This is a genomic window from Desulforhabdus amnigena, from assembly GCF_027925305.1.
Lineage (GTDB): Bacteria > Desulfobacterota > Syntrophobacteria > Syntrophobacterales > Syntrophobacteraceae > Desulforhabdus > Desulforhabdus amnigena.
Genome location: NZ_BSDR01000001.1, coordinates 3,853,960 through 3,875,298 on the forward strand (window position 1 = coordinate 3,853,960; position 21,339 = coordinate 3,875,298).

The 21,339-nt window shown below is 49.0% G+C and carries 20 protein-coding genes; 4 read left to right on the forward strand and 16 right to left on the reverse strand.

Going from position 1 to position 21,339, the window contains the following annotated elements; translation table 11 throughout:
• Positions 1–126: 126 nt before the first annotated feature.
• From QMG16_RS16410 to QMG16_RS16475, 14 genes are all read right to left on the reverse strand, one after another.
• Complete coding sequence (locus tag QMG16_RS16410) at positions 127–1,230, reverse strand: IS4 family transposase (protein WP_281795983.1); 1,104 nt, start codon at positions 1,228–1,230, stop codon at positions 127–129.
• A 55-nt stretch (positions 1,231–1,285) separates the two neighbouring features.
• Positions 1,286–1,657, reverse strand: a complete 372-nt coding sequence (locus QMG16_RS16415; RefSeq protein WP_281795985.1) for a hypothetical protein — start codon at positions 1,655–1,657, stop codon at positions 1,286–1,288.
• Positions 1,658–1,787: 130 nt separating this feature from the next.
• A complete protein-coding gene (locus QMG16_RS16420; protein ID WP_281795988.1) occupies positions 1,788–2,873 on the reverse strand; it encodes a glycosyltransferase in 1,086 nt (361 codons plus the stop codon).
• Positions 2,874–2,876: 3 nt separating this feature from the next.
• Complete coding sequence (locus tag QMG16_RS16425) at positions 2,877–4,016, reverse strand: DegT/DnrJ/EryC1/StrS family aminotransferase (protein WP_281795989.1); 1,140 nt, start codon at positions 4,014–4,016, stop codon at positions 2,877–2,879.
• Positions 4,013–4,732, reverse strand: coding sequence for a sugar phosphate nucleotidyltransferase (locus tag QMG16_RS16430; RefSeq protein WP_281795990.1), 720 nt, complete (start codon positions 4,730–4,732; stop codon positions 4,013–4,015). Before QMG16_RS16430 ends, QMG16_RS16425 begins: the two co-directional genes overlap by 4 nt.
• An 80-nt stretch (positions 4,733–4,812) precedes the next feature.
• On the reverse strand, positions 4,813–5,814 hold the full coding sequence (locus QMG16_RS16435; protein ID WP_281795991.1) for an NAD-dependent 4,6-dehydratase LegB: 1,002 nt from the start codon (positions 5,812–5,814) through the stop codon (positions 4,813–4,815).
• Positions 5,811–6,494 (reverse strand): acyltransferase, encoded by a 684-nt coding sequence (locus QMG16_RS16440; protein WP_281795994.1) that lies wholly within the window; start codon positions 6,492–6,494, stop codon positions 5,811–5,813. The genes QMG16_RS16435 and QMG16_RS16440 overlap by 4 nt, the downstream gene beginning before the upstream one ends.
• A complete protein-coding gene (locus tag QMG16_RS16445; RefSeq protein ID WP_281795995.1) occupies positions 6,494–7,765 on the reverse strand; it encodes a DegT/DnrJ/EryC1/StrS family aminotransferase in 1,272 nt (423 codons plus the stop codon). The genes QMG16_RS16440 and QMG16_RS16445 overlap by 1 nt, the downstream gene beginning before the upstream one ends.
• A gap of 4 nt (positions 7,766–7,769) precedes the next feature.
• Positions 7,770–9,233, reverse strand: coding sequence for an MOP flippase family protein (locus QMG16_RS16450; RefSeq protein ID WP_281795997.1), 1,464 nt, complete (start codon positions 9,231–9,233; stop codon positions 7,770–7,772).
• A gap of 54 nt (positions 9,234–9,287) precedes the next feature.
• A complete protein-coding gene (locus QMG16_RS16455; protein WP_281795998.1) occupies positions 9,288–10,301 on the reverse strand; it encodes a hypothetical protein in 1,014 nt (337 codons plus the stop codon).
• 87 nt (positions 10,302–10,388) lie between these two features.
• The gene (locus QMG16_RS16460; protein ID WP_281793868.1) at positions 10,389–11,645 is read right to left on the reverse strand and encodes a transposase; all 1,257 of its coding nucleotides are present in this window, start codon (positions 11,643–11,645) and stop codon (positions 10,389–10,391) included.
• Between the two features lie 101 nt (positions 11,646–11,746).
• Complete coding sequence (locus QMG16_RS16465; protein WP_281796000.1) at positions 11,747–12,628, reverse strand: glycosyltransferase family 39 protein; 882 nt, start codon at positions 12,626–12,628, stop codon at positions 11,747–11,749.
• A 38-nt stretch (positions 12,629–12,666) separates the two neighbouring features.
• Positions 12,667–13,605 (reverse strand): lysylphosphatidylglycerol synthase transmembrane domain-containing protein, encoded by a 939-nt coding sequence (locus tag QMG16_RS16470; RefSeq protein ID WP_281796002.1) that lies wholly within the window; start codon positions 13,603–13,605, stop codon positions 12,667–12,669.
• Between the two features lie 62 nt (positions 13,606–13,667).
• Positions 13,668–14,804 (reverse strand): IS630 family transposase, encoded by a 1,137-nt coding sequence (locus tag QMG16_RS16475; RefSeq protein ID WP_281792982.1) that lies wholly within the window; start codon positions 14,802–14,804, stop codon positions 13,668–13,670.
• A 94-nt stretch (positions 14,805–14,898) separates the two neighbouring features.
• Here QMG16_RS16475 and QMG16_RS16480 point away from each other — a divergent pair, with 94 nt between their 5' ends.
• A complete protein-coding gene (locus QMG16_RS16480) occupies positions 14,899–15,660 on the forward strand; it encodes an IS5 family transposase (RefSeq protein ID WP_281792066.1) in 762 nt (253 codons plus the stop codon).
• Between the two features lie 580 nt (positions 15,661–16,240).
• Positions 16,241–17,638, forward strand: a complete 1,398-nt coding sequence (locus tag QMG16_RS16485) for a hypothetical protein (RefSeq protein ID WP_281792283.1) — start codon at positions 16,241–16,243, stop codon at positions 17,636–17,638.
• 102 nt (positions 17,639–17,740) lie between these two features.
• Here QMG16_RS16485 and QMG16_RS16490 read toward each other — a convergent pair whose 3' ends face one another.
• Positions 17,741–18,466 (reverse strand): glycosyltransferase family 2 protein, encoded by a 726-nt coding sequence (locus tag QMG16_RS16490; RefSeq protein WP_281796004.1) that lies wholly within the window; start codon positions 18,464–18,466, stop codon positions 17,741–17,743.
• A gap of 129 nt (positions 18,467–18,595) precedes the next feature.
• Here QMG16_RS16490 and QMG16_RS16495 point away from each other — a divergent pair, with 129 nt between their 5' ends.
• Both QMG16_RS16495 and QMG16_RS16500 read left to right on the forward strand, forming a co-directional pair.
• Positions 18,596–19,150: a hypothetical protein gene (locus tag QMG16_RS16495; RefSeq protein ID WP_281792399.1), complete on the forward strand. Its 555-nt coding sequence runs from the start codon at positions 18,596–18,598 to the stop codon at positions 19,148–19,150.
• 22 nt (positions 19,151–19,172) lie between these two features.
• Positions 19,173–20,330 carry a hypothetical protein gene (locus QMG16_RS16500; protein WP_281792398.1) on the forward strand — a complete coding sequence of 386 codons (1,158 nt, stop codon included), beginning with the start codon at positions 19,173–19,175 and terminating at the stop codon, positions 20,328–20,330.
• Here QMG16_RS16500 and QMG16_RS16505 read toward each other — a convergent pair.
• Complete coding sequence (locus QMG16_RS16505) at positions 20,327–21,286, reverse strand: glycosyltransferase family 2 protein (protein WP_281796006.1); 960 nt, start codon at positions 21,284–21,286, stop codon at positions 20,327–20,329. The genes QMG16_RS16500 and QMG16_RS16505 overlap by 4 nt on opposite strands.
• Positions 21,287–21,339 lie beyond the last annotated feature (53 nt).

Genomic DNA, 21,339 nt, shown 5'->3' on the forward strand with positions numbered 1-21,339 from the left:
CTGCCTTCCAGTACGCGCTCGTCCGTCATCTTCAAGGACTCATCCTGCCATGGCAGCCTTCAGCTTGGAAGGTGTACTTGCCAAGACGCTTACACTTTTCAGGGGGAGCGGCCATGAGATGGCCGCTTAGCCCAAGTTGAAGGCAACAGGGATGGCCCTACCTTTTTCGATCAGGTACTCAAGTGCATTGAGTCCAATCTGAAAGAGACTCAGATCACACCGATGCTTTCGGTGAAAGATCGTGTGCCAGCCTTGGCGCACGGCCTCGACTCCCAAACAGATGATCCAGTAGTAGGCCAGGCACGCTGCGATCATCAGACGGCCCAAGCGGGCTGGATCGGATAAATGGCTCTTGTGCAGGTAGAAACCACGGCTTTTCTGATCGGAAAAGAACGTTTCGATTTTAAATCGCTTTTTGTAAACGCTACAGGCGTCTTCGACGGATTCCATGTTGGTGACGAGAAAGATGGGCTCCTTGTAGCCATTTCCCCACCAGGCGATGGCCGTAACAGGGCCATATTCTTCCCTGGAAAAAGAGACTTGGGGAGCAACGAGCGTTTCTCCCGCCTGGAGGTTGCAGGCCATGTCCTCAAAGGAGAACTCGTGATCCTCCGTGCTGAGCATGATGGTTGAAGCTGTACGTGATACATACTGCCAGCCCCATTGGTTGACAGTCTTTTGGTAGTCAACACCATCAAATTCCCCGTCCCCTACCAGGATGATTTGAGCCTCGGCGGGAAGGAGGGAGTGAACACGATCGAGAAGTTCAAGATGGATTTCTTCAGGGAAATGCCCCTTCTTACCTTCTCTGACGATCCACGCCAGGGGAAACAGTCTCTTTTTGTAGACAATGCCGATGACCAGGGCTGTGCATCCCATGCCGACAGCACTCCCGTCGATGGCCAGAACGAGAGACATGCTCGCCAAAGCTGCAATCAGGATCTGAGCAAAGGGCATGAAGTAGATTTCCTGGCTGATGCGCTCATTGTCTATCCAGCGGGAAAACCGTTTGACACGGCTCTCCCGGTTGGCGCGCTTCTTGTTGGCGTATGGCTCGACCGTCGCTTTCCTGGCCACGTCGGGAAGATTCGTACTTTGGCTGCCAACGATCCCACCGATCATGGAGGCCAAGGTGTTCAGGTGTCGGGCCAGATTACCCTTGGGGTCTCCCGGGTACATTCTTTTCAAAGCATTTCTCACTGCACGGTGGCGTTTCTGGGTATCACTCATGGGGAGGCTTCCTCTTTGATTCTGAAATTCTCCTTCAAAATCAAAGCTTATCCTGTCAGGCAAGCCCTCCTTCGGATCGCCTGAAAAAGTGTCCGGTAGTCAAATCTAATTGAGGGTTGGTCATAATTGGCTCAACCCGTTCTAATAAAGGGTTAGAGGCAAACAATGTCAGACTTTTTCCAGCGTAGCGAATTCGCTCGAGTAATTCCAGAGGGCTGGGGACCAACTGAACCCTCCTGATGATCATGCCTGACAGTGATGAATCCATCCTGCTTGTATCGATTCGCTCGTAGGCGCTTTGGTCCACGGTGAGAACATAAGGTTCCCAACCAAATTCCGGCAGGTATTTGGCAAACTTCGCCGGCCGCACCCCTCCCACTGCGGCGTCAGGGGGGAAATGAAAGGCGATGATGAGGATTCGTTTCATATTCGTTTTGTTTTACCTGCAAATGTTTGCCCACTCGTTGAACCCCCTGTGACATTTGGGAGGGCAAGGCCGAAATCTTCAAAGGCATCCCCGCACGGGAATCGAGTTGGTTTGGGGCGTACAGGGAAATTCAGGGACTGCAGGTTCTTCGGTAAATTAAATGGGCTTTTTGCATGGAGACATTCTGCGAGGCTCTCTGTTCTACAACTCGCAGATTATGAACAACCATCTCCCTGCCGAGGGACTCCTCGTTGAACAGTCTCTTCATCGCCTGAAACAACCCGTCTGAGTCTCCAGCCGGGACAACCAGTCCATTCCGGCCGGCTTCAATCCATTCCAACACAGACGGGACCGAAGAAACTACTGGAGGAACACCGCACGCCATCCCTTCCAGTAGCGCCATGGGGGTTCCATCGCTGTGAGGCACTGTCACCATGATATCCGCCAGATTGTAAAGAGCCGGCAAGTCTTCATAGGCCACCTCACCGACCCATTTTACCCGATCAACGATCTCCAGTCTTGCTGCCAATTCCTGGAGTTTTTGCAAGCGGGCAGGATCTGCATTGTAATACTTCTGAATCAGCACCGTGTCAGGCCTAAAATATGTGAGCCGAGCAAAAGCTTCCAACACTTTGTCGATATTATAAATTTCATTTACACTCCGTGGGGAATAGACGACTCTCGTCGCGCCGTGGATGCCGATTCGCTCACGCCAGGCGGTAGTGTCCAGGCCGGGACGAAACAAGTCCGTGTCCACTCCCCACTGCACTACATGCACGTGGTCCTGTCGGCCGGAGATTTCAGCGATTCTAGACTTAAGATCGTACGAATCGCAGGTAACGAACCTGGCGAATTTCAAGGCGTTCCGGATGGATTGCTGTACTTGTTCAGAATAGCTTGGATATTTGTATATATCAGATCCCCAGGCGGTAATGCCTGTGGGACAGTGCCCAATCCCCGCCGCCAGCGGAGCAAATCCGGCCCAGTGAACATGGAAGATGTCGGCGCGGAGCAATCGCAGCCAAAGTCTGATTTCGGCTTTGAGCAAAGCCTCACGGCGTCGAGCACAAACCAGGGGGATCATTCGTACTTTCGGCAACTCGCTCCCCGGTGGGGTCAATGAGAGCACAGTAACACGCTCTCCCCTTTTGGCAAAATATTCAGCCCACCTCCTGAGATGGATATGATGGCCCCAACCGAGATAAACGATGTTCACGGATCAGGCCTCGATAAGCTGCGCGAGGGTTTTGACGCAGCGGTCGACGTCCTCGATGATCATCTGTGGATACAGGGGGAGTGTCAGACAGTGGGCTCCGATGAGTTCCGTGTGTGGCAGTGATCTGCTGGGACACAGTCCGGCATAGGCCTGAAAGGTGTGAATGGGGGGATAATGGATGCTGCTTTGAATACCCTCCTGACGCAGTCCTTCCATCACATGTCGGCGTTCGGTTTGAGGTGGCAGTAAAACGGGCATGATATGGCATGCGCTGAATTCCAAAGGATAGGAGCCGAATGGCACCGACAGGGCAGGCGTCTCCTTGGCCAGCTGGTTCCGATACGCCGTCACGAGAGTCCGACGTTGCTCGTTTTTTCCTTCCAGCTTTTCTAATTGCACCAGCCCCAAGGCGGCAGTGATCTCAGTGGGTCGGTAATTGAAGCCGACTGCGACCACATCGTAGCTGAAAGCATGCCCTTGATGGCGATCCAGGGTGAGGGTCGTCATGCCGTGGGAGCGCAACAGGCGGAGACGGGATGCAATCTCGTCGTCGTCAGTGACGAGCATGCCGCCTTCACCGGTGCTCAAGTTCTTGTTGGAAAAAAAGGAGAAACAGCCGATGTCTCCCCAAGTGCCCAAAGCTTTCCCCTTGTATAATGTGAGGGGCGCGTGGGCGCAGTCCTCGATCACCTTGAGTCCCCGCGCTCTGGCATAGGCGCTGATCTCATCCATTGCGCACGGGTATCCTGCGTAATGGACCGCACACACCCCTTTGGTGCGCGGCGATTCGACAGTCTGGATCTGCTCCACTCCGATAACCCACTCATCCCGGCTTTTCACATCTGCGAAAACCGGCCGGGCTCCCACATAGCGGATGGCGTTGGCCGTGGCCACAAAGGTCAGGGCCGGGCAGATCACTTCATCTTCCGGTCCCATTTCCAATGCCAGTTGTGCCAGATGGAGAGCTGCCGTGCAACTGCTGACGGCGATGGCATGTCGACACCCGACGCGGGCGGCGAAGGCTTCCTCAAATTTGCGCACGAGTGTTCCCATGGTGAGCCAGCCCGAGCGAATCACTTGTTCCACGGCCTTCACTTCCGCTTCACCGAAATCACATTCAAAAAGGGGCAGCGTCCAGTTCAAGAGCTTTGTCCTCCAGGTAGGAAGAGACTGCGTCTGGTTTCGAATTCCTCGACCGCCAGAGCATAGTCGTCAGGGCGGCCAATATCCAGCCAGTAACCATCGAAAGGATAGAGGCTGATTTTTTGCCCGGCGGCGAGCAGGGCCTTGACCAGGTCCGGCAGGTCGAAATAGCGGTTCTCCGGGATGTAAGCAAGGGCATCGGCCCGCAAAGCATAAATCCCCATGCTGACCCGATAGTCGAGAGGAGGTTTTTCAATATATTTCTCCACGCAGCCGTTGGAGTCCGCCTCGATGACCCCAAAATCGATCTTTACCGTACGCCGGTAACTGGCGATGGTCATGATGGTGTTACGGTTGAGGTGAAAATCCATGAAATCCCGAAAATTCAAGGTGGTCAGGATGTCGCCGTTCATCATCAAGAAATGGTCGGGAAGGTCCCCGATAAGCTTTAGAGGTGCGGCCGTGCCCAGGGGAGTGTCTTCCAGGGAGTAGCGGATCTGGAGGCCCAGGCGGGCACCGTCCTGGAAGAAAGCCTGCAGGAGTTCCGCCAGGTAACCGATTGCCACAGTAACCTTTTCGAATCCTCTGGCCTTGAGCTGGCGCAAGACGACTTCCAGGATGGGCAGATCACCGATGGGCATCAGGGGCTTGGGAAGAATGGTGGTGTAGGGTTTCAGCCGGGTGCCTTTGCCTCCGGCCAGAATGACAGCGTGCATGGTGTGACCTTTAGCGCTTGAAGGGGCGAACATTTATGGGTGAATTCATTCGTCTAAAATGTACGGCAAGAGTTATTATTTTATGTTGCGTAAAGATCCGGTTTGTAAGCGCCAGGATGGGCAAGCACCCAGCGGATGGTCTTAGTAAGGCCCTCCTCGATCGTGGTCTTTGGGCGCCAATTTGTCAGTCGAAGGGCCTTACGATTATCACACAACAACCGCTCCACCTCGCTGGCTTCCGGGCGAATGCGCTGTAGATCGGTTTCGATAGGAACCGTTTTATCCATGAGTTTCATGATGGTTTGCGCCAGCTCTCCAATGGAGATTTCACGACCGCTTCCTATGTTGGTGACCTGGCCGACAGTTTCATCGGAGATGGCAACTTCGATGAAACCTTCCACGGTGTCACTCACGTAATTGAGATCTCTGGTTGGATGAAGGCTGCCAAGACGCAGATTGCTACCTGCGGCAACCTGCGAAATGATAGTGGGGATGACTGCCCGTGCCGACTGGCGCGGACCGAACGTGTTGAAGGGGCGGATAATGGCCACCGGAAGATCGAAGGAACGGAAATAGCTTTCGGCGAGCATGTCCGCTCCGATCTTGGAGGCCGAATAGGGTGACTGGCCCTGTAAAGGGTGGATTTCGTCGATGGGGGCGTAGCGTGCGGTGCCGTAGCACTCGCTGGTGGACGTATGCACCACCTTCTTCACCCTATGCTTGCGGCAGGCCTCGAGCACATTCAGAGTTCCAAGCACATTGGTCGCGACATAACTCTGAGGAGCCGCATAGGAATAGGGGATGGCGATCAGCGCAGCCAGGTGAAAGACCGTTTCGCATCCTTCCACGGCGCGCTCCATGGAGAAGGGGTCGGTCACATCCCCGGCCATGATTTCCACTTTGGCGAGAACCTCCGCTGGGAGCCATTCCAGATTTCCCCAGTGGTTGCGGGCATTGTAGTGTACGAGTGCACGCACCTTTGCCCCTTCTTCCACCAGTCGTTCCACCAAGTGACTGCCAATGAATCCTCCGGCACCGGTTACGAGTACTGTGCTCTCATGAAATGATGCTGTTTTTATCATTTGGTGCAAGATTCCTTGAAACGGTTCTTCACAAATACTGCAGGATTTCCTGCTACAATTTGATTTTGTAAGACACGATGCCTGACAACTGACCCTATACTCACAAAGCTTTGTTCTTCAATAGTGACTCCGGGAAGTATGATAGAGTTCGCTCCAATACCTACATTGTTTTCTATTACTATCGGGCCTCGGACAAGGCACTGCAAATTTAGCGGAGCACCTGAGCCAAAACAAAAATCTCTATTCTTTGGGTTGGAAAAACTTCTATAGTGGTGAGATAGAGAATAAACCTTTGAAGCCGCAGAAATTGTAACTTGATCTCCAACGACTAAGCCTCCAATTCCCGATAGAATACACTGTGGAGCAATGTGACAGCACCGACCTATTATAAGTTTTCCTAGGGGCTCTTGAAAATTTGGATTCTCAATATCTTTCAATTCACGATTGTCGTTATTTTTTGGGGACCCTCCGATCAAAATGCAGTATCTATCGATGTGTGTATTTTCCCCAATGGAAATGGATTGTGGGTTTATAATTTGTACTCCCACATCTAAAATTGTTGTTGGGTGAATAAATGCCAAACGCTTCCGATAATAAAGATAACGCAAACGATTGCCAAAAGGGCCCATCATGTGCGTTACGATCGTAAGAAGTAAATCTCGTGCGATCTCAGAAATCATTACATGTATCCTGTTATCCTTTTAGCCACTCGATCAATTATATAGCGTGCTCGTCTCAGAGATATACCGGGGTGGGTTGGTAAGTTTACAATGTGTGCTGATAGCCATTCTGCATTTGGACATTGTCCCTTTCTATAACCTAATTTTTCAATATTACATGCTGCTGGATGTATGCATGATTCAAACCAACGTCCAAGAGTGATCCCCTCACTTGCACAAGCCTGGATTAGTTCATCTCTCTTGTGGAAAATGAAAGGATAACGGAGTAATGGTTTATTATTTAATCCTTTTAAAGTAGCATAGCCACGACGCTTCATTTCCCTATCGTAATAAGATGAAAGTATTCTTCGGTGATTAAGTATTGAAGAGAGCCTTCGAAATTGAGAAAGGCTAATAGCCGCTTGCGAAGCTGAAAGGAGCCTATCATATCCATCCGCTTTAATTGATCTCAGGGCTGCTTGGTCATTGAGTGGCTTCCATCTCATAGCACGGCTGGCGTAATACCCCAGGATGGGGAATCGGATGCCTAAACTTGGCCATATTGCAAGGTTATTTGCAATAAACTCGGTGAGCAAAGATTGAATGTGATTCTTATCTGGAGGAAAAAATTCTCTGGAGACAATTTCTGCTATACGCTGAGAAAGGTGAGGGGTGTTTGCGAGGGTAATACCTCCATAAATGCTCGAGATCATCTTCGATCTTTCAGTGCTAAAAAATGCTGCATCCCCATATGTGCCCAGAAGCTTTCCATTGTATGAGATTCCAAGAGCATGGCAGCAGTCTTCTATGAGCGCAATTCCCTGCTCTCGACAGAGTGCCAGGATTTGATCAATATCTGCAACTGGGGCGCCAAATGTGTGCTGTACTATAATTGCTTTTGTATTTTTAGATATGCATGGTTCAATCGTTGCCAAAGAAACATTCACGCTATTCTGTTCAATGTCTGCGAATACAGGCTTCCCTCCGGTGAAAACAACTGCATTGGGAACTGGAATACATGTGAAGCCAGGAACGATAACCTCGTCACCATTAGTAATGCCAAGAGCGCGAAGAACAGCAAAAAGACCACTCCGCCCTCGGAAAAACAGGAAAACCATTTGACTACTTGAATAATATCGTCTGATGGAATGAAAATACTTGCTTAATTCCAGTTCTTGTGTACTGCCCCTGTAGCGAAGAAGTGAGTAAAAGTAGGAAAAACATGCGATGGCAAGCTCCTTGACGCCTGCTGTACCGTAACCTTCAGTGTATTTTTGTATTATAAAAGCCATTTCTTTACTTTCTAGCAAGAGCCAATTTGGCAGAGAGACCATGAAAAGCAATTGAAAGCTGGCGACGATGCATTATTGAAGCCACTGAGCAGTACACAAAAGCTCCGAGACTTATCTTTGCACCCAACAGAAGCGGTAATTCGTTGAGGCCCATCTGCCCGTCAATATATATGCTAGCATATTTCACCACCACCATCATAATGGCGGAAGCACAAGCAGGACTTGCCAGTTGGAGAAGAAATGACTTCATGGAAAGATCGATAATACGATTTGTGAGAGAATGGCTGACCAGCCACCAACAAAGAGAAACAATGGCATAGGCCTTAGCCACCCCGACTATTCCCCATGGGAGGCCTGCCAGGAACGCGAACCAGACAAAAGGTGACACAAAAATCGTCATTTTGAATGCAAGATCCGAGCGGTCCTGCGACAGCAACACGGTTCCAACTGTGGTACCCACCGATTGAAGTGCGCCAACTAAGCAAAGGATTTGAAAAACAGGCACTGCTGACAACCATTTTTCCCCGAAAACCAAGGGAATAACATTGGGTGAGATGGTCCACATCCCTCCCATCATAGGGAAGGTGATCAAGGAAATAACCTTTATGGATTTTAAATAGATATCGCGTACTTGAGCCTTATCGGTTTGAATTTGCGAGAGGGCCGGGAAGAGAGAGCGACCCACCGTGAAAGAAATGTACTGGAGGGGCTTTAACATCAGGTTGTAGGCGAAATCGTAGATACCGAGTGCCGATGCCCCCAAAAATTTTCCAATGATCAGGTTGTCGCCATTGCGGTTAAAAAAATTCACCAGATTGGACCCCAGAACGTACATGGAAAAGCTGAAGAGGTCTTTGAACCGCCGACGACAGAAGCGGAATCGTGGTACCCAGCGAGCGACACCCCAGAGGAACGGGAGGCTCAAAAGACTCGCACTTATTTCCCGCCCTACCAGGCTCCAGTAACCGTACCCCTGGGCTGCTGCCGCAATTCCTACCAACGATGCTCCCAATTGCACAAAGAGGTCGATGAACGACAGGGACCGAAAGGCCATGCGCCGTTCGAGCAAAGCGTGATGGGTAGTGGTCAAGCCGCCAAAAGCAAAAGTAAGGGACGAAACTGCAACAATCCCGGATAGTTCAGATCTTTGAAAAAACCAAGCCATAGCCGGGCCTAAAGCCGCGACTGTAACAGTAACCGCAATGCCCGCTCCCAGAGATGCCCAAAAAGCCGTGGACAGGTAAAGCGCATCGATCTCCTTTTTTTGTATGATTGCCGCAGATAAGCCTAAATTCGCAAAGACAAAGGCCAAGCCTTTTAGCACAACACACATGGCGATGAGGCCGAAGTCGTCAGGGCTGAGCCAGCGGACTAAAAACATCATGCTGACCAGAGAAATGACTTGACTGCTCACTTGGGCGCCGATATTCCACGCTGCACCGGAGATTATCTGCCGGATCAAAGACATTGGCACTCTGCAACAAAAAATACGTTTTCTCTCATAAGTCTTTGTGCTCTTTCTTTATTGGCAGGCCGGCACCGACAAGGAGGCCTGAGGTTGCCAAGAGGCCGCCATGCCATCGTTTATATTAGAATGTGCCCCCGGAAACTGCTTGAGGTCTTGCTCCACTGCCTTCCCCAGAGAGCTGGAGGATGAGTTGATTTTATAGATGTAAAAGACATCACCCCTATTCACCCGCGAGTTTCTAACCGTGTGTATTAATTCTAAACGGGGGTCGTGATTCATCTGTTGATAAAAATTAGCAATTTTTGGATTTGCTTCATGAAAAAAAGGTGATGTTCTACTCTTTTTAATCATGTCGGAAATAATAAAATAGCCAAAATTGTTGTCTACATAATAATCTATCGATTCGACTTCAAGTCCAAACATGGTGGACGTAATGTCGTAAGAAATTGCTGGAACGGTCTTTAGGAGAAGTTCATAATAAATCAATGCGTTCGAATCGACCATACCATGTTGAATTATTCCATTTTTTAGATTCTCTTGGACATTAACAATCGTTCTCTTCAATGAAATCTCATTCTCGGCAATTGGGGGTGCAAAAGAGTTGATAGATTTTCCTGAATCCATAAGAATCTTCACACCTGAAGGAATGTTGTGCTCGATCCAATCTTTTGCAATATATCTGGTATTCTTGCCCATAAGCGATAATTCATGATTAATCAAATTATGTAGAGGGGTAAATAAGCTCAATGATAGGAATAGAATAAGGGTGATATTATAGCAAATTGGATTAATGTGTTTGTATTTCAATTCAATAACTTCAAGAGTGTTCGTCACAAATCTACCGATAATCAAATATAATGCTGGTAAAGCTGGTATAAGATAATATGGTGCGACGAGATTTCTTGTCGATCCCATTATTAAATAAAAAAAGACAATAAATAAAATAAGTAAGTTGGAGCTTTGGGATGGTTTGCATATCGCGCCAACTAGGCCAGCTGCCGTTAATAATGAAATCAAAACTCCCATAGAACGGTAGTAATATAATGGATAAGCAATAAAGCCAATCAAGTCGTTTGGGACTTCATTTACTTAAACCTTGCTTATAATTGGGTATATAAGCCATATGTCCTTATAAATTAATAAGTTATCAGACACTCATGCTGCAAGAGCCTCTTTTAACTGGTTTTTCTGTTTCTCTACCCCGTTGATCTGAGTCAACCGCTGAAGAAGATTGGCTTTTTCCTTATGCTCAACAACTCTCATAACATAGCTCTGCCTTTCGTGCAGGGTTCTTGCCGAGGATGGCACACCGGGAAGCTGTGCATGGAGCAGGATGTAGGCACAGTAGACCCAATGTACATGAGAGATCACGGAATCAAAGGATGTGGCGGCGATATCCTCAAACCCCAGATGCATCTTTACGGATTTGTGAAAAAGTTCCACCGCCCACCTCAGAGAGTACCCAATCAGGATCTGTCTGGGCTGGAGTGTAAGGTGCGAGCAGGCAAAGTATTTGCGCTCTCCTCTGGGAGCACGCTTTCTTTCCGAGCATACCAGTTGAACCGGTGCAACATTTTTGAGCCAAACGATGGTATGTCTGATGCGGAACTCCTTCCGCCTTTTTCCTGGTCCGTTCGCAGTGAGACGAACAGTTTCCCATCCAAGCCTGCGCTGAGCCCTGAAAAAATCCTGGATTTGGCCCCAGCCCTCTTTGGAACTGGTCTTGAGGTACTGAGCATTGGATTTAACGGATCTTCTTTTCTTTACAGCCATGATGAAATCCCATCCTCTGGAGAGGATGACTTTTTGAATTCGCTTATCATCGTAGCCGGAGTCAGCAAGCACAACCACTTCCTCGGGTTTGTAGTTTTCGATGTATTCCGAAAGATCCAGCGACTGGAGGTAGTCTATGACCCTTTTGTGCTCGCTCTTGTACTCCAGATTCTTCTGTCTGCAGTAATTCCTGCTCAGGAAGGCAATCGGAAGCAGAGGAATGATCATGTCATTTATCAGCAGCACGATGTTGGTCCATTGATGGCCAACAAAGTATCCCTTGCCGTGATTGTGCCTCTGGACATTTTCAGAGTGCAGGCTGGATCTGCCCTGGCCGGTCAGATCAACCAGCATGGCCACCTTCCATGGGAGTTTTCCCAATGTCTTCATAGCCTTGGAGTATTTCTTTCCTTGCCGCCTGGAAAGATCCTTGAGTGTGTAGATGGTCGTATCCGGATGCTCCTTGAGCAACCGACTGAACTGAGAACTGTTCTTTCCAGAAATTGCAGAGGCATGCTCCAGAGAGTGCTTTCGAGTGGTTATCATAAGGGAGATGATGTACCACAGGCAGATCCTCTGCAGGCGTTTGCTCACGTTGAGTTTTTTGAGCAACCAGTTTCTAAAAATGTAGAACCGCATTTCCTTTCCTCCGCTGTAATAAAGATGGGCATACCTTTAAAATATGGCGGAGGAATCCGCTCTACAAACAGTTCTGCAAAAAAACTAACAATCTATGGTTCTTACACTCTCGCTCGCCTCCAAAAGCTTACCCACTGCGGCTTTGTGGGCAGACGGGAAGATTTGGCGCAATGTTTAAGATTTACGGCTGTTGTGTATACTGAGCTTAGATTAAATAACGCGCTCGCAAATTTGTGGGGTGCAAACAAAATGGGAGGATTTCCAATTATTAAGCCTGCTACAAAAAAAAGAGTGAATATTAGCGTGTAACTAGCTAAGTTTTTTCTAAGAATCTGAAACTTAGTGACGAATAAAAGGCAGAGAGGTGCAACGAGAGCTATCGAGTTGGGCTTGGTTTGGATTGCAAGAGCCGTAAAGAAAGCACAATATGCAAGGTCTCTTGAATGTATCGCCTCCGCAGCGGACAATTTGATGATGAAAAAAAGTGAAATGGTAACGAGTAAACCAAGCAATGCATCGACCTTCGCCTGCTGAGAGAGGTCAATATGAAAAACTGTAAAAGTAAGGAGGATAGATGCTGTCAGTGCTGTCGTTCTGTCGAAGAACTTTTCCCCGATCCGGAAAAGCGTGACGATCGATAGAGTGCCCGCGAGCACACTGGTGAGTCGCCCAAGAAGGAAAAGAGGTTGCATATCCCGAACGATCTTGGTCGCAAACTCTAGAGGACTTGAGAAGGTGCCGGCCAACCAACCGACTAAATAAAAAATGCCATATTCAAAGGCGAGTATATAACAATAGAAACGTTTGATCCACCTTTCGTAGTTCAGATGCCCCGAACATACTCGGAGCGCTTCTAAGACTTCATTGTATTCATCGGTTGTATCGACATTCCATATACCCCAAATGCGGAATAAAAATGCCAACACAACAATCAATAATATTAAATTGTTCAGTTTTGAGAAATATCGTTGAAGAATTGTCATGCGTTCGAATAACGTGATTGTTGTGCAGATGAGCAGAATTATCCATCGTTGCGTCTGAAGTATGAGACGAGTTCCCAAAATACTGCAGGCAAACTAATGAGTGAGAGGAGCCAATAAGCAAAGAGGGTGTAACCGAGACCCACTAAAGTTGCTTCTTCAAGTGGCATGCGGCCCACAAGAAAGAAGACAAATGCCGAATCCCGTGTGCCGACACCTCCAACGGTGAGGGGTACCAGACCAGCCAGGATAGCTGTCGGAAAAATTCCATAAACATAGCCCCAGGTCACCCCGGTGTTCAAGGCTGAAACGAGGCAGCATACAATGAGTCCACCCATGGACCAGCAGCACAAAGAGGCGAGGACTGTCTGAAGTATGGCGCCGGGCGACTTGATCCAGGATTTATAGACTTGCGGGATAGTTTCTACCTTTTCGAGGATGCCAGCGGGAAGGGGAAGCCTATGGAGGGGCACCAGGAACACAGTGAGAAAAATGCATGAGATGCCGCCGAGGAGGACCAATCCAGTGATCAACCCATATGTGACGCCGCTCGTCAGATAGCCAGTGATTCCGAGAATCCCCAAGACCATGAAATCTACAGATCGTTCAAGAATAACCGTACCCATTCCCCGCACAAGCCCCCCGTGCTTGCGTAAATAGATGGCTTTGGCTGCATCACCGGCCTTGGAGGGCAGAAGGCTATTGAGGACATTGGCCATGAGATTGGCCCTTAATGCAGTGGAAAAACCGAGCTGGATCCCCTTCTGTGCTCGCAGCACTCCCATCCACCGCCATACGGTGAACAGTGGATTACAACAGGTTACGAGAAGCGCAGCTACGAGCCAACCATAGGAGGCTTGGTTCAAGATGACGGTGGCTCTTTTCATGTCGATGCGCCAGATGAGATGGACAATCAAAGCAGCGGAGACGACAACACAGAGCGTTCCGAAAAACCGTTTCTTATGCTTATACGATTGCATGCGGCGAAAGTACGGAAGAAGATTTAATAAAAGATTAGTAGCTAAGTACCCCAACGCACTAATTACGCGGCCATTTGCACGGATTTTGGAGCGAACTTGGCCACGAGCTTTGTTTTCGTATAGGTCCACTTTATGGGTTTTGGATGTCTGTTGAGCTCATCAAAGTAACCCATAAGCATTTGTGAAAGCTCCTTTTTGTCGTTGAAGTCGTTGGGAGTGAGTACATCCCTTGTAACCTTACTGAAGATGATCTCAACCTGATCGAGCCAACTGGCATATGTGGGAAGCCAGTAGATACGAACATTAAAAGAAAGGTTGAGAGAAGCAATCCATTTGCCCAGTTGTTTGGGTGCATGCGTAGAGCCATTGTCCAGAATGAGATCAATAACCTTGAATCCCTTGACAATGGCTGAAGAAAAGAAACTCAGAAGAAAGGTTTTGAACTCCGCGAAGCGCTTGCGAGCGAAGGTACGGGCGAAGGTGATTCCATTGGCGACGATAAGAGCACAAAACAGCTGTAATGCTCCCATCCGTTTGTATCGGGATGCCACGTGAACGGGGTGTTCGGCTATGGCGGGTTTGGTCTCGTGAAGAGGTCTTCTTGCTTGAATGGAGGTCTTCTCATCGATACAAACGGAAGCTTCACCCTGCTGGAACAACTGGGGAGCGTTCTCATAGAGATCCAGGACTGGAGACGCTTTCTCAACGAATTTTGGATCAGGAGATTTTTGCCATAGATGATATTGCCAGGGTTTGATCTTGTCCTGTTTCAGCCAAAGACGAATAGTGCTCGGGGCAATGTGGCTGACGATTCCTTTTTCTTTGGCGACTTGACAAAGCTTCTCTCCAGACCAGCGTTGCCATGGCTTGCCATGATCACACGGTTTCGAACAGGCCAACAAGGTGATCTGAGCCCTCACGGCAGAAGGATGCTTTCTTGGGGCTCCGGGTCGGGGGTGGTTTTTGAGGCTACCTTCATTGACCCATCTGTTGCGGAACTTCTTAACGGTGGATGGCCTGCATCCGACTTCATCAGCGATCTGCCGGATGCTCCATTCCGGGTGCTCATGCGATAGGAGGAGGATACGAGCCCTTACAACCTCCGCATAGGGTTTTGTGTAGCTCACTCTCAGATGTTTCAATACTTTCCGTTTCTCTGGAGGAATGTAGATGCAGTATTTGTGTTGAGGTCCAGGCATGGTTGTACTCCTCTCCTGTTTGTTGCCTTCTTATTTAATTTTAACATGCCTGGAACCTCTTAGGTTCTGTTGACATTTGGGTTCTAATTAATAGATGTCAACAGCACTACTACAAGATGAAACATGGTTGAAGATCCTCCAATTCCTTCGCTCCTGTGTGGATGTTTACGTAGGAGAAGAAGGTGATTGCCGTCTTTTCATTGAGGCACTCCTTTGGATTACACGAAGTGGTGCTCAGTGGAGACTGCTCCCGGAGAAATTCGGTAACTGGAACAGTGTCTATAAACGATTCGCCCGCTGGTGTAACAAGGGTATCTTCTCCAGAATGCACGAGCACTTCATAGATGATCCCGATATGGAGAACTTCATGTTTGACAGCACCATTGTTCGTGCCCATCCCTGTGCTGCCGGAGCCCTCAAAAGATCCGGTGGACAAGAGACACAGGCTCTCGGGCGCAGCCGAGGAGGTTTTTCCACCAAGATCCACGTAGCGGTAGATGGCTTGGGAAATCCCCTGAGGTTCATTCTCACTCCCGGTCAGAAGAGTGACATCGAACAGGGACCGGCTCTTATCGAGGGCTTCACCTTCGCTCATGCACTGGGAGACAAGGGCTATGATTCGGATGCCTTCGTCCAGGCGATCACCCAATCTGGAGCTACTGCTGTGATTCCACCCCGGTCCAATCGCAAAGAGCCCCGCGAATACGACCAATGCCGCTACCGCGAACGACATCTGATCGAGTGCTTTATGAGCAAGATCAAACATTTCAGACGCATTTTCTCCAGATTCGACAAGCTCGACAGAAGCTTCTTGGGCTTTCTTGGCTTTGTCGCAGCTCTCATCTGGTTGAGGTGAAATGTCAACAGAACCTAGGGTTGAACAAATCTGGTTGCGTAATTATCGCGCTGGAGTACTAAGTTAAAGGACCATTGAGTCTATTGTATAAATTTCGAGTGTCGCCTGATTGGTCTATGGTAAAATAATTGATAAGCTCACTTAATAACCCAACAGAGAACCACTGAACACCTAATATCAAAAATGTTATACCAATAAGCAATAGGGTATAGTGTCCACCAATGTCACCTGTACAAAACTTAAGCATCGTCAACGATGAAGTTATTAATAAACCTATAGATCCCAAAATTAAGCCTATCGCGCCGAAAAGATGCATGGGCCGTGTCTTGAAGGCTGTGAATAACAATGCATTTAACAGGTCAAGTAGCGCCAGTGGAATTCTGGTTATGCCATATTTGGAAATTCCACATTGTCTTTCACGATGTACAATATCTAATTGTGTATAATGACAGCAATAACGATTGATTTTTCTTCGCACAGTAAATCGGGATAAAATCAAAAAACGAGAGGGCTTCCTCTCAAGAGAGAAAATAATTTCTTCACGCTCAACTGGAGTTCCCGTTGGGTGAAGGAGGCCGCATTGAAAAACAATCTCATTTTTGATTTCCGAACCATGAATCCTACCACGGACAGCGCTGAGCAGGAGCAGGAAGCTCTGATCGGAATTCTCATCAAGACGGTGGAGCATTTCTTCGGTGGTTTCCAGAAGATTTTTGGAGGCGCATCCGATCCGAGAGACCAGAGGAAGATCAACTACCCTCTTGCATCTCTTTGCTTTGCAGGAGTTCTCATGTTCTTGCTGAGACTCGGAGCCAGAAGACAGGTCACATACCAACTCCGAAAGAATGAGCCCTCCAGGGAAAAGTTCGAGATCCTTTTCGGTGTCGACTCCTTTCCCCATGGTGATACCCTTAATGATCTCTACCTCAGGCTCTCTCCGCAAGAGGCTCAAGAGGCCGTTACCGGGATGGCCGAAACCCTCATCAGAAAGAAGGTGCTCTCTCGCTGGAGACTTCGGGGCATCTACTATGTTGTGGCTGTCGATGGGACGGGGACCATTTCCTTCGACAAGAGACATTGCCCGTACTGTCTCACCCGGACTCACGGAACCAAGACGATCTACTACCACGAGGTGCTCGAGGCAAAGCTCGTGACCCCAAACGGATTCGCCTTCTCCCTTATGACGGAATTCATCGAGAACCCCGGGGAGAATCCCGGCAAACAGGACTGTGAGCTCAAGGCTTTCTACCGGCTTGCACAAAGGCTCAAAGAAAGATTCCCCCGGCTTCCCCTGTGCATCAGCCTCGATAGCCTCTTTGCCGGCGGCCCCACCTTTGACCTGTGCAACCGATACGGCTGGAAGTTCTTGATCGTTCACAAGGATAACCTCCCCTCCGTTGAGCAACAGTTCGAGGCCCTCCAGAGATTCCATCCTGAGTGTCACCTCGAGTACCGGACAGGCAAAGAAGCCAGAATTCACCAGCAATACCGGTGGGTAAACAATATTCCCTATATCGATACTGAAAACAGAGAGCACTCCCTTTGCGTTCTCCGGTGCCTTGAGACCAAACCGGATAAGACAGGGCAGATCAGGACCACTCGATTCCAGTGGGTTACCAATTTCAAAATCAGTCAGGCAAGCGCCATCGAAATAGCCAACGATGGAGGAAGGAGCAGATGGATCATTGAAAACGAGGGCTTCAATGTCCAAAAAAACGGGGGATTTGAACTGGAACATGTTTACAGCAACAATGATGTCGCCTGCAAGATCTTCTACCTTCTCTTGCAGATCGCCTGCACTCTTTTTCAGCTCATCCAAAGAGGCAGTCTCTTTCGGAGAGCTTTCCCCACGGGAGTGGGATCGGCCAAAAACATCGCGTTCAGACTTCTCGAAGCTTGGCGCAACCTCAGGCTCGCTCGGGACTTCCTCGATAGAGTCCGGGCACAGCCATTCCAAATACGATTTGACACTTCCTGAAGGATGTCCATGTTCCAGGCTCTGATCCCCCATACATCTATAAATCTTTATAAACAGCACCAGAATGAGTGCACATGGGATAGCTGTATCTTCAACCTGGGATCAACTGCATTGAACGCCATGGGAGCACTTTTGAGCTGTGGTTAGATCTACTGGATCTTCACTGCTGGTATAATGAGCACCTTGTTTTGCAGCGAGGGCAGGGAAAAGCCGATGCCACCCCCCATAAAAATGTGTTTTTCTTGCAACAGTGCGTTGAAATGCTCGAAACCCGCAGTTGATATCCCGAATATCGACCTTCAATAGGAATCTTGCCAGGCGATTGAATAGGTGGGATCCGAGTGCTCGTACAGTTGGTACCTGAGTTCGCCAGCCAATCACAAGGTCATAGCCATCGTGAATCTTTTCCAGGAAGCGTTGGATATCTTGTGGGTGGCATTGTAGATCGGCATCCATAGTCACGATGATTTTTCCATTGGAAAGATTGAATCCAGTCTGTAATGCGGACGCCTGACCAAAATGCTTACGTAGTTGAACAATCTTCATGTGTTGGAGGGTGTTCGCTCGAAACAATTCATTGAGTAAAGTAATTGTCCCGTCATCGCTCCCATCATCAATAAAAATTATTTCATAAGTTGAGTTAAGCTTTGACAAGTTAGATTGTAATAACTTGGCTAAAGGGAAAAGATTTTCTTTTTCGTTGTGTGCTGGAATAATTATAGAAACATCATTAGAGTCACTGAGGTTGTCGAATCCTATTCGACTTTTTATGCTGACGTTATTCTTGTAAAGACTTTGTCTTAGATTTGTAAGCATCTCAGCGAGCATACCCAGCGCAATCGTTTGGGAGCCGAATAGAATGGAAAGTACACCAAGGTAACTTAATGGCTTATGACTAGGGCGTCCAAAAATGGCCTCTGAGGGCTGATTTTAGTGCTCGGGATTTGGGCCACATAAGTGTTGGACAGGTTGTGTCCACAGTTGTACGATAACCTGGATTTTATCAGCCATAATCCGGGAGGTAAGTACAATGATCAAAATACACATCCTCAGTGGCAGCGGCGGCGCATCTCGGTGGGCGGGTGCGCTATGAGTCCGGAGACCAGATACAAAAGGAGCCGGGATAACTGGAAACAGAAAGCCGCGTGCAGAGCTGAGAAGAACCGCTACCAGAGCAAAGAGCTGGCCCGAGTCAAGGCGGAGCGCGACAAGTTCAAAAAAGAGCTCAAGGAGAGCCGGGCTCGTGTACACCAACTGGAGAGCCAGGAACGGGTGATTGTCCTCCAGAGCAAGGTGGATCTGGTCTTCTTGGCCCTGCAGCTGTTTGTGGTGGCTCGCATCGGGTTCCGGGCCGTGAGCCGGGTGTTGGGCATAATGATGGGAGCCATGGGTTTAAAAAAAAGTCCCTTGTCCACAGACCATCATCAACTGGGTGACCAGGCTCTCTCTGGTGCGCATCCGGTCCGCCCCGATGCTACAGGGGCTGCCAGTGGCGAAGGCACCGTTTTGTAACGGACTTATCTGGATGATCGACATGAGCATTGGTCTGGGAACGGGTAAGATTCTGACTGTCCTGGCTCTCAACGCTCATCACCATCAACTCTGTCCAGTTGCCCCCGGGCTTCAAGATCTCCATTGCATGGCGGTATCAGTGGCCGATTCCTGGACGGGTGAGTCTATTGCGGCCTTCCTCGATCGCCTCATCGCCTCAGCGGGACGCCCGGCTGCTTACCTCAAAGACGGAGGCACCGATTTGCAGAAAGCCATCCACCTACTCGGTGCGCAAGGACTGGCAAGCCCGTGCATTGACGACATCTCCCATGTCATTGCCAATCTGCTCAAGTGGTGGTATCAGGATCATCCGCTCTTCGAAACCTTCCTTTCTGCCTGTGGCCGGGTCTCGGGCAAGCTCAAGCAGACGGTGCTCGCGTGCCTGGCTCCCCCGAAGGTGCAGACCAAAGCGCGCTTTATGAATGTGCACCGCCTTATCAGATGGGCAGAACAACTGCTCAGACTCTCTCCTGCCGGAGGTGCCCGGAAGGGCTCCACCCTCTCAAAGCTGCGAGCTTGTCTGGACCGGCTGCCCTCATGCAGGGCTTTCATCAAGCGATTCCGAGACGATGCCGTACCACTGCTCGAGTGCCAGAAGATTTTCAAGGCTCGAGGGCTAAGTCACTCCACGATAGCCCAGTGCGAGCCATTTATCCAGGCCATCGGCTCAAGCCCTGTTCGTCGTGAGTTCGTCGCCTACCTGCAAAACCAACTCCAAATCGCTGCCAAGCTTGGTCTGGATCATATCGGTCTGCCAGTGACCTCCGATCCAATCGAGTCGCTCTTCGGACTGGGAAAGTTTCACGGCACGGGAGAGATCAAGGATGCCAATCGTATCGCCCTTCGCCTGCCCGCCCTGTGCGGCACTCCCACCCGGGCCGAAGCGGAGCAGGTGATCAAGATCAGCGTTGCCGAAGAGCAGCAGATCACTGGCCGCTTCACCTCTTTGGTCAAACAGAGACGAGAGGTGCTCCCACATCCTGACCGTCTCGAGAGCTTGAGCACAGAGCAGGCTGGGACTCACCTCAAACTCATTGCCAGTGCCAAAAACCGGGAAAATAACGGAAAAATACTATATATTCCAATATCTTACAAGGAAACCCATGGCCCGCAGCTACAGTGTCAAACAGGGCATGGCTAGGCGCAAAATGCCCACACATGGGCCATTTTAGAATGGTAGGAGCATTGCTTCCCAGTGCCGGGGGTCAAAAACCAGTCAATGGGCGTTCGCCGATTTGGACGCCCTAGCTTATGACCAAGAATGGACCCATATCTAAATTGTAGAAAGCTAATAAAGCTAAGAATCATGATGCCCATAAAAAGTATAATGAGCCCTGGAATGCCGAAAAGATACATTGGCGTTCGAATGTAGCGTGTGAGCAGAGCAACAGTAAAAAGATCAAAAAATCCTCGCACATATCTTTCCCATCCATACTTGGACTTTCCAAAAGGACGAGCATGATGACGGACGGGGATTTCTGTAATCCTGAACCCACGCCAGTAAGCCAGTACAGGAACGTAGCGATGCAACTCACCGTAAAGTTCTATTTCATCGAGAATTTCGTGGCGATAAAGCTTGAAGCCACAGTTAAAGTCATGTAAACGAAAGCCAGCCACCCAGGAAGTCACAGTATTAAATAGTTTTGATGGAAGACGCTTTTCAAGAGGATCGTGGCGCTCTTTTTTCCAACCCGAGACTAGATCATATCCTTCCTCAATTTTTTCAATAAACCGAGGGAATTCTGTTGGATCGTCCTGTAGATCGGCATCCAAAGTAAAAACAAGTTGGCCTCGAGAGGCTTTGAAACCTGAGTCAAGTGCTTTCGCCTTTCCGCTATTCACGGGAAAACTAATAAAGTTAATGCGACTATCGTTCTTTTGCAGATCGGCGATTATTGATTCAGAAGTGTCTGTGCTGCCATCGTTTACAAATATGAGCTCAAAGGATCGTTGCAATGATTCCAAAGATGAAACCAATTTATCGTAGAGCAGACGCAGTGAGTCCTCTTCATTAAAAAAAGGCACGACAACACTAATGTCTGGTGGTGGTTCATGGCAGGGCTGGTTATGAAAAGTGAGCGAGCTCTCGTCAGGCATGGTTTAGTCTTTGTAATGTTAGAGTGGAAGACTGTCTGAATTTACTGAATTGG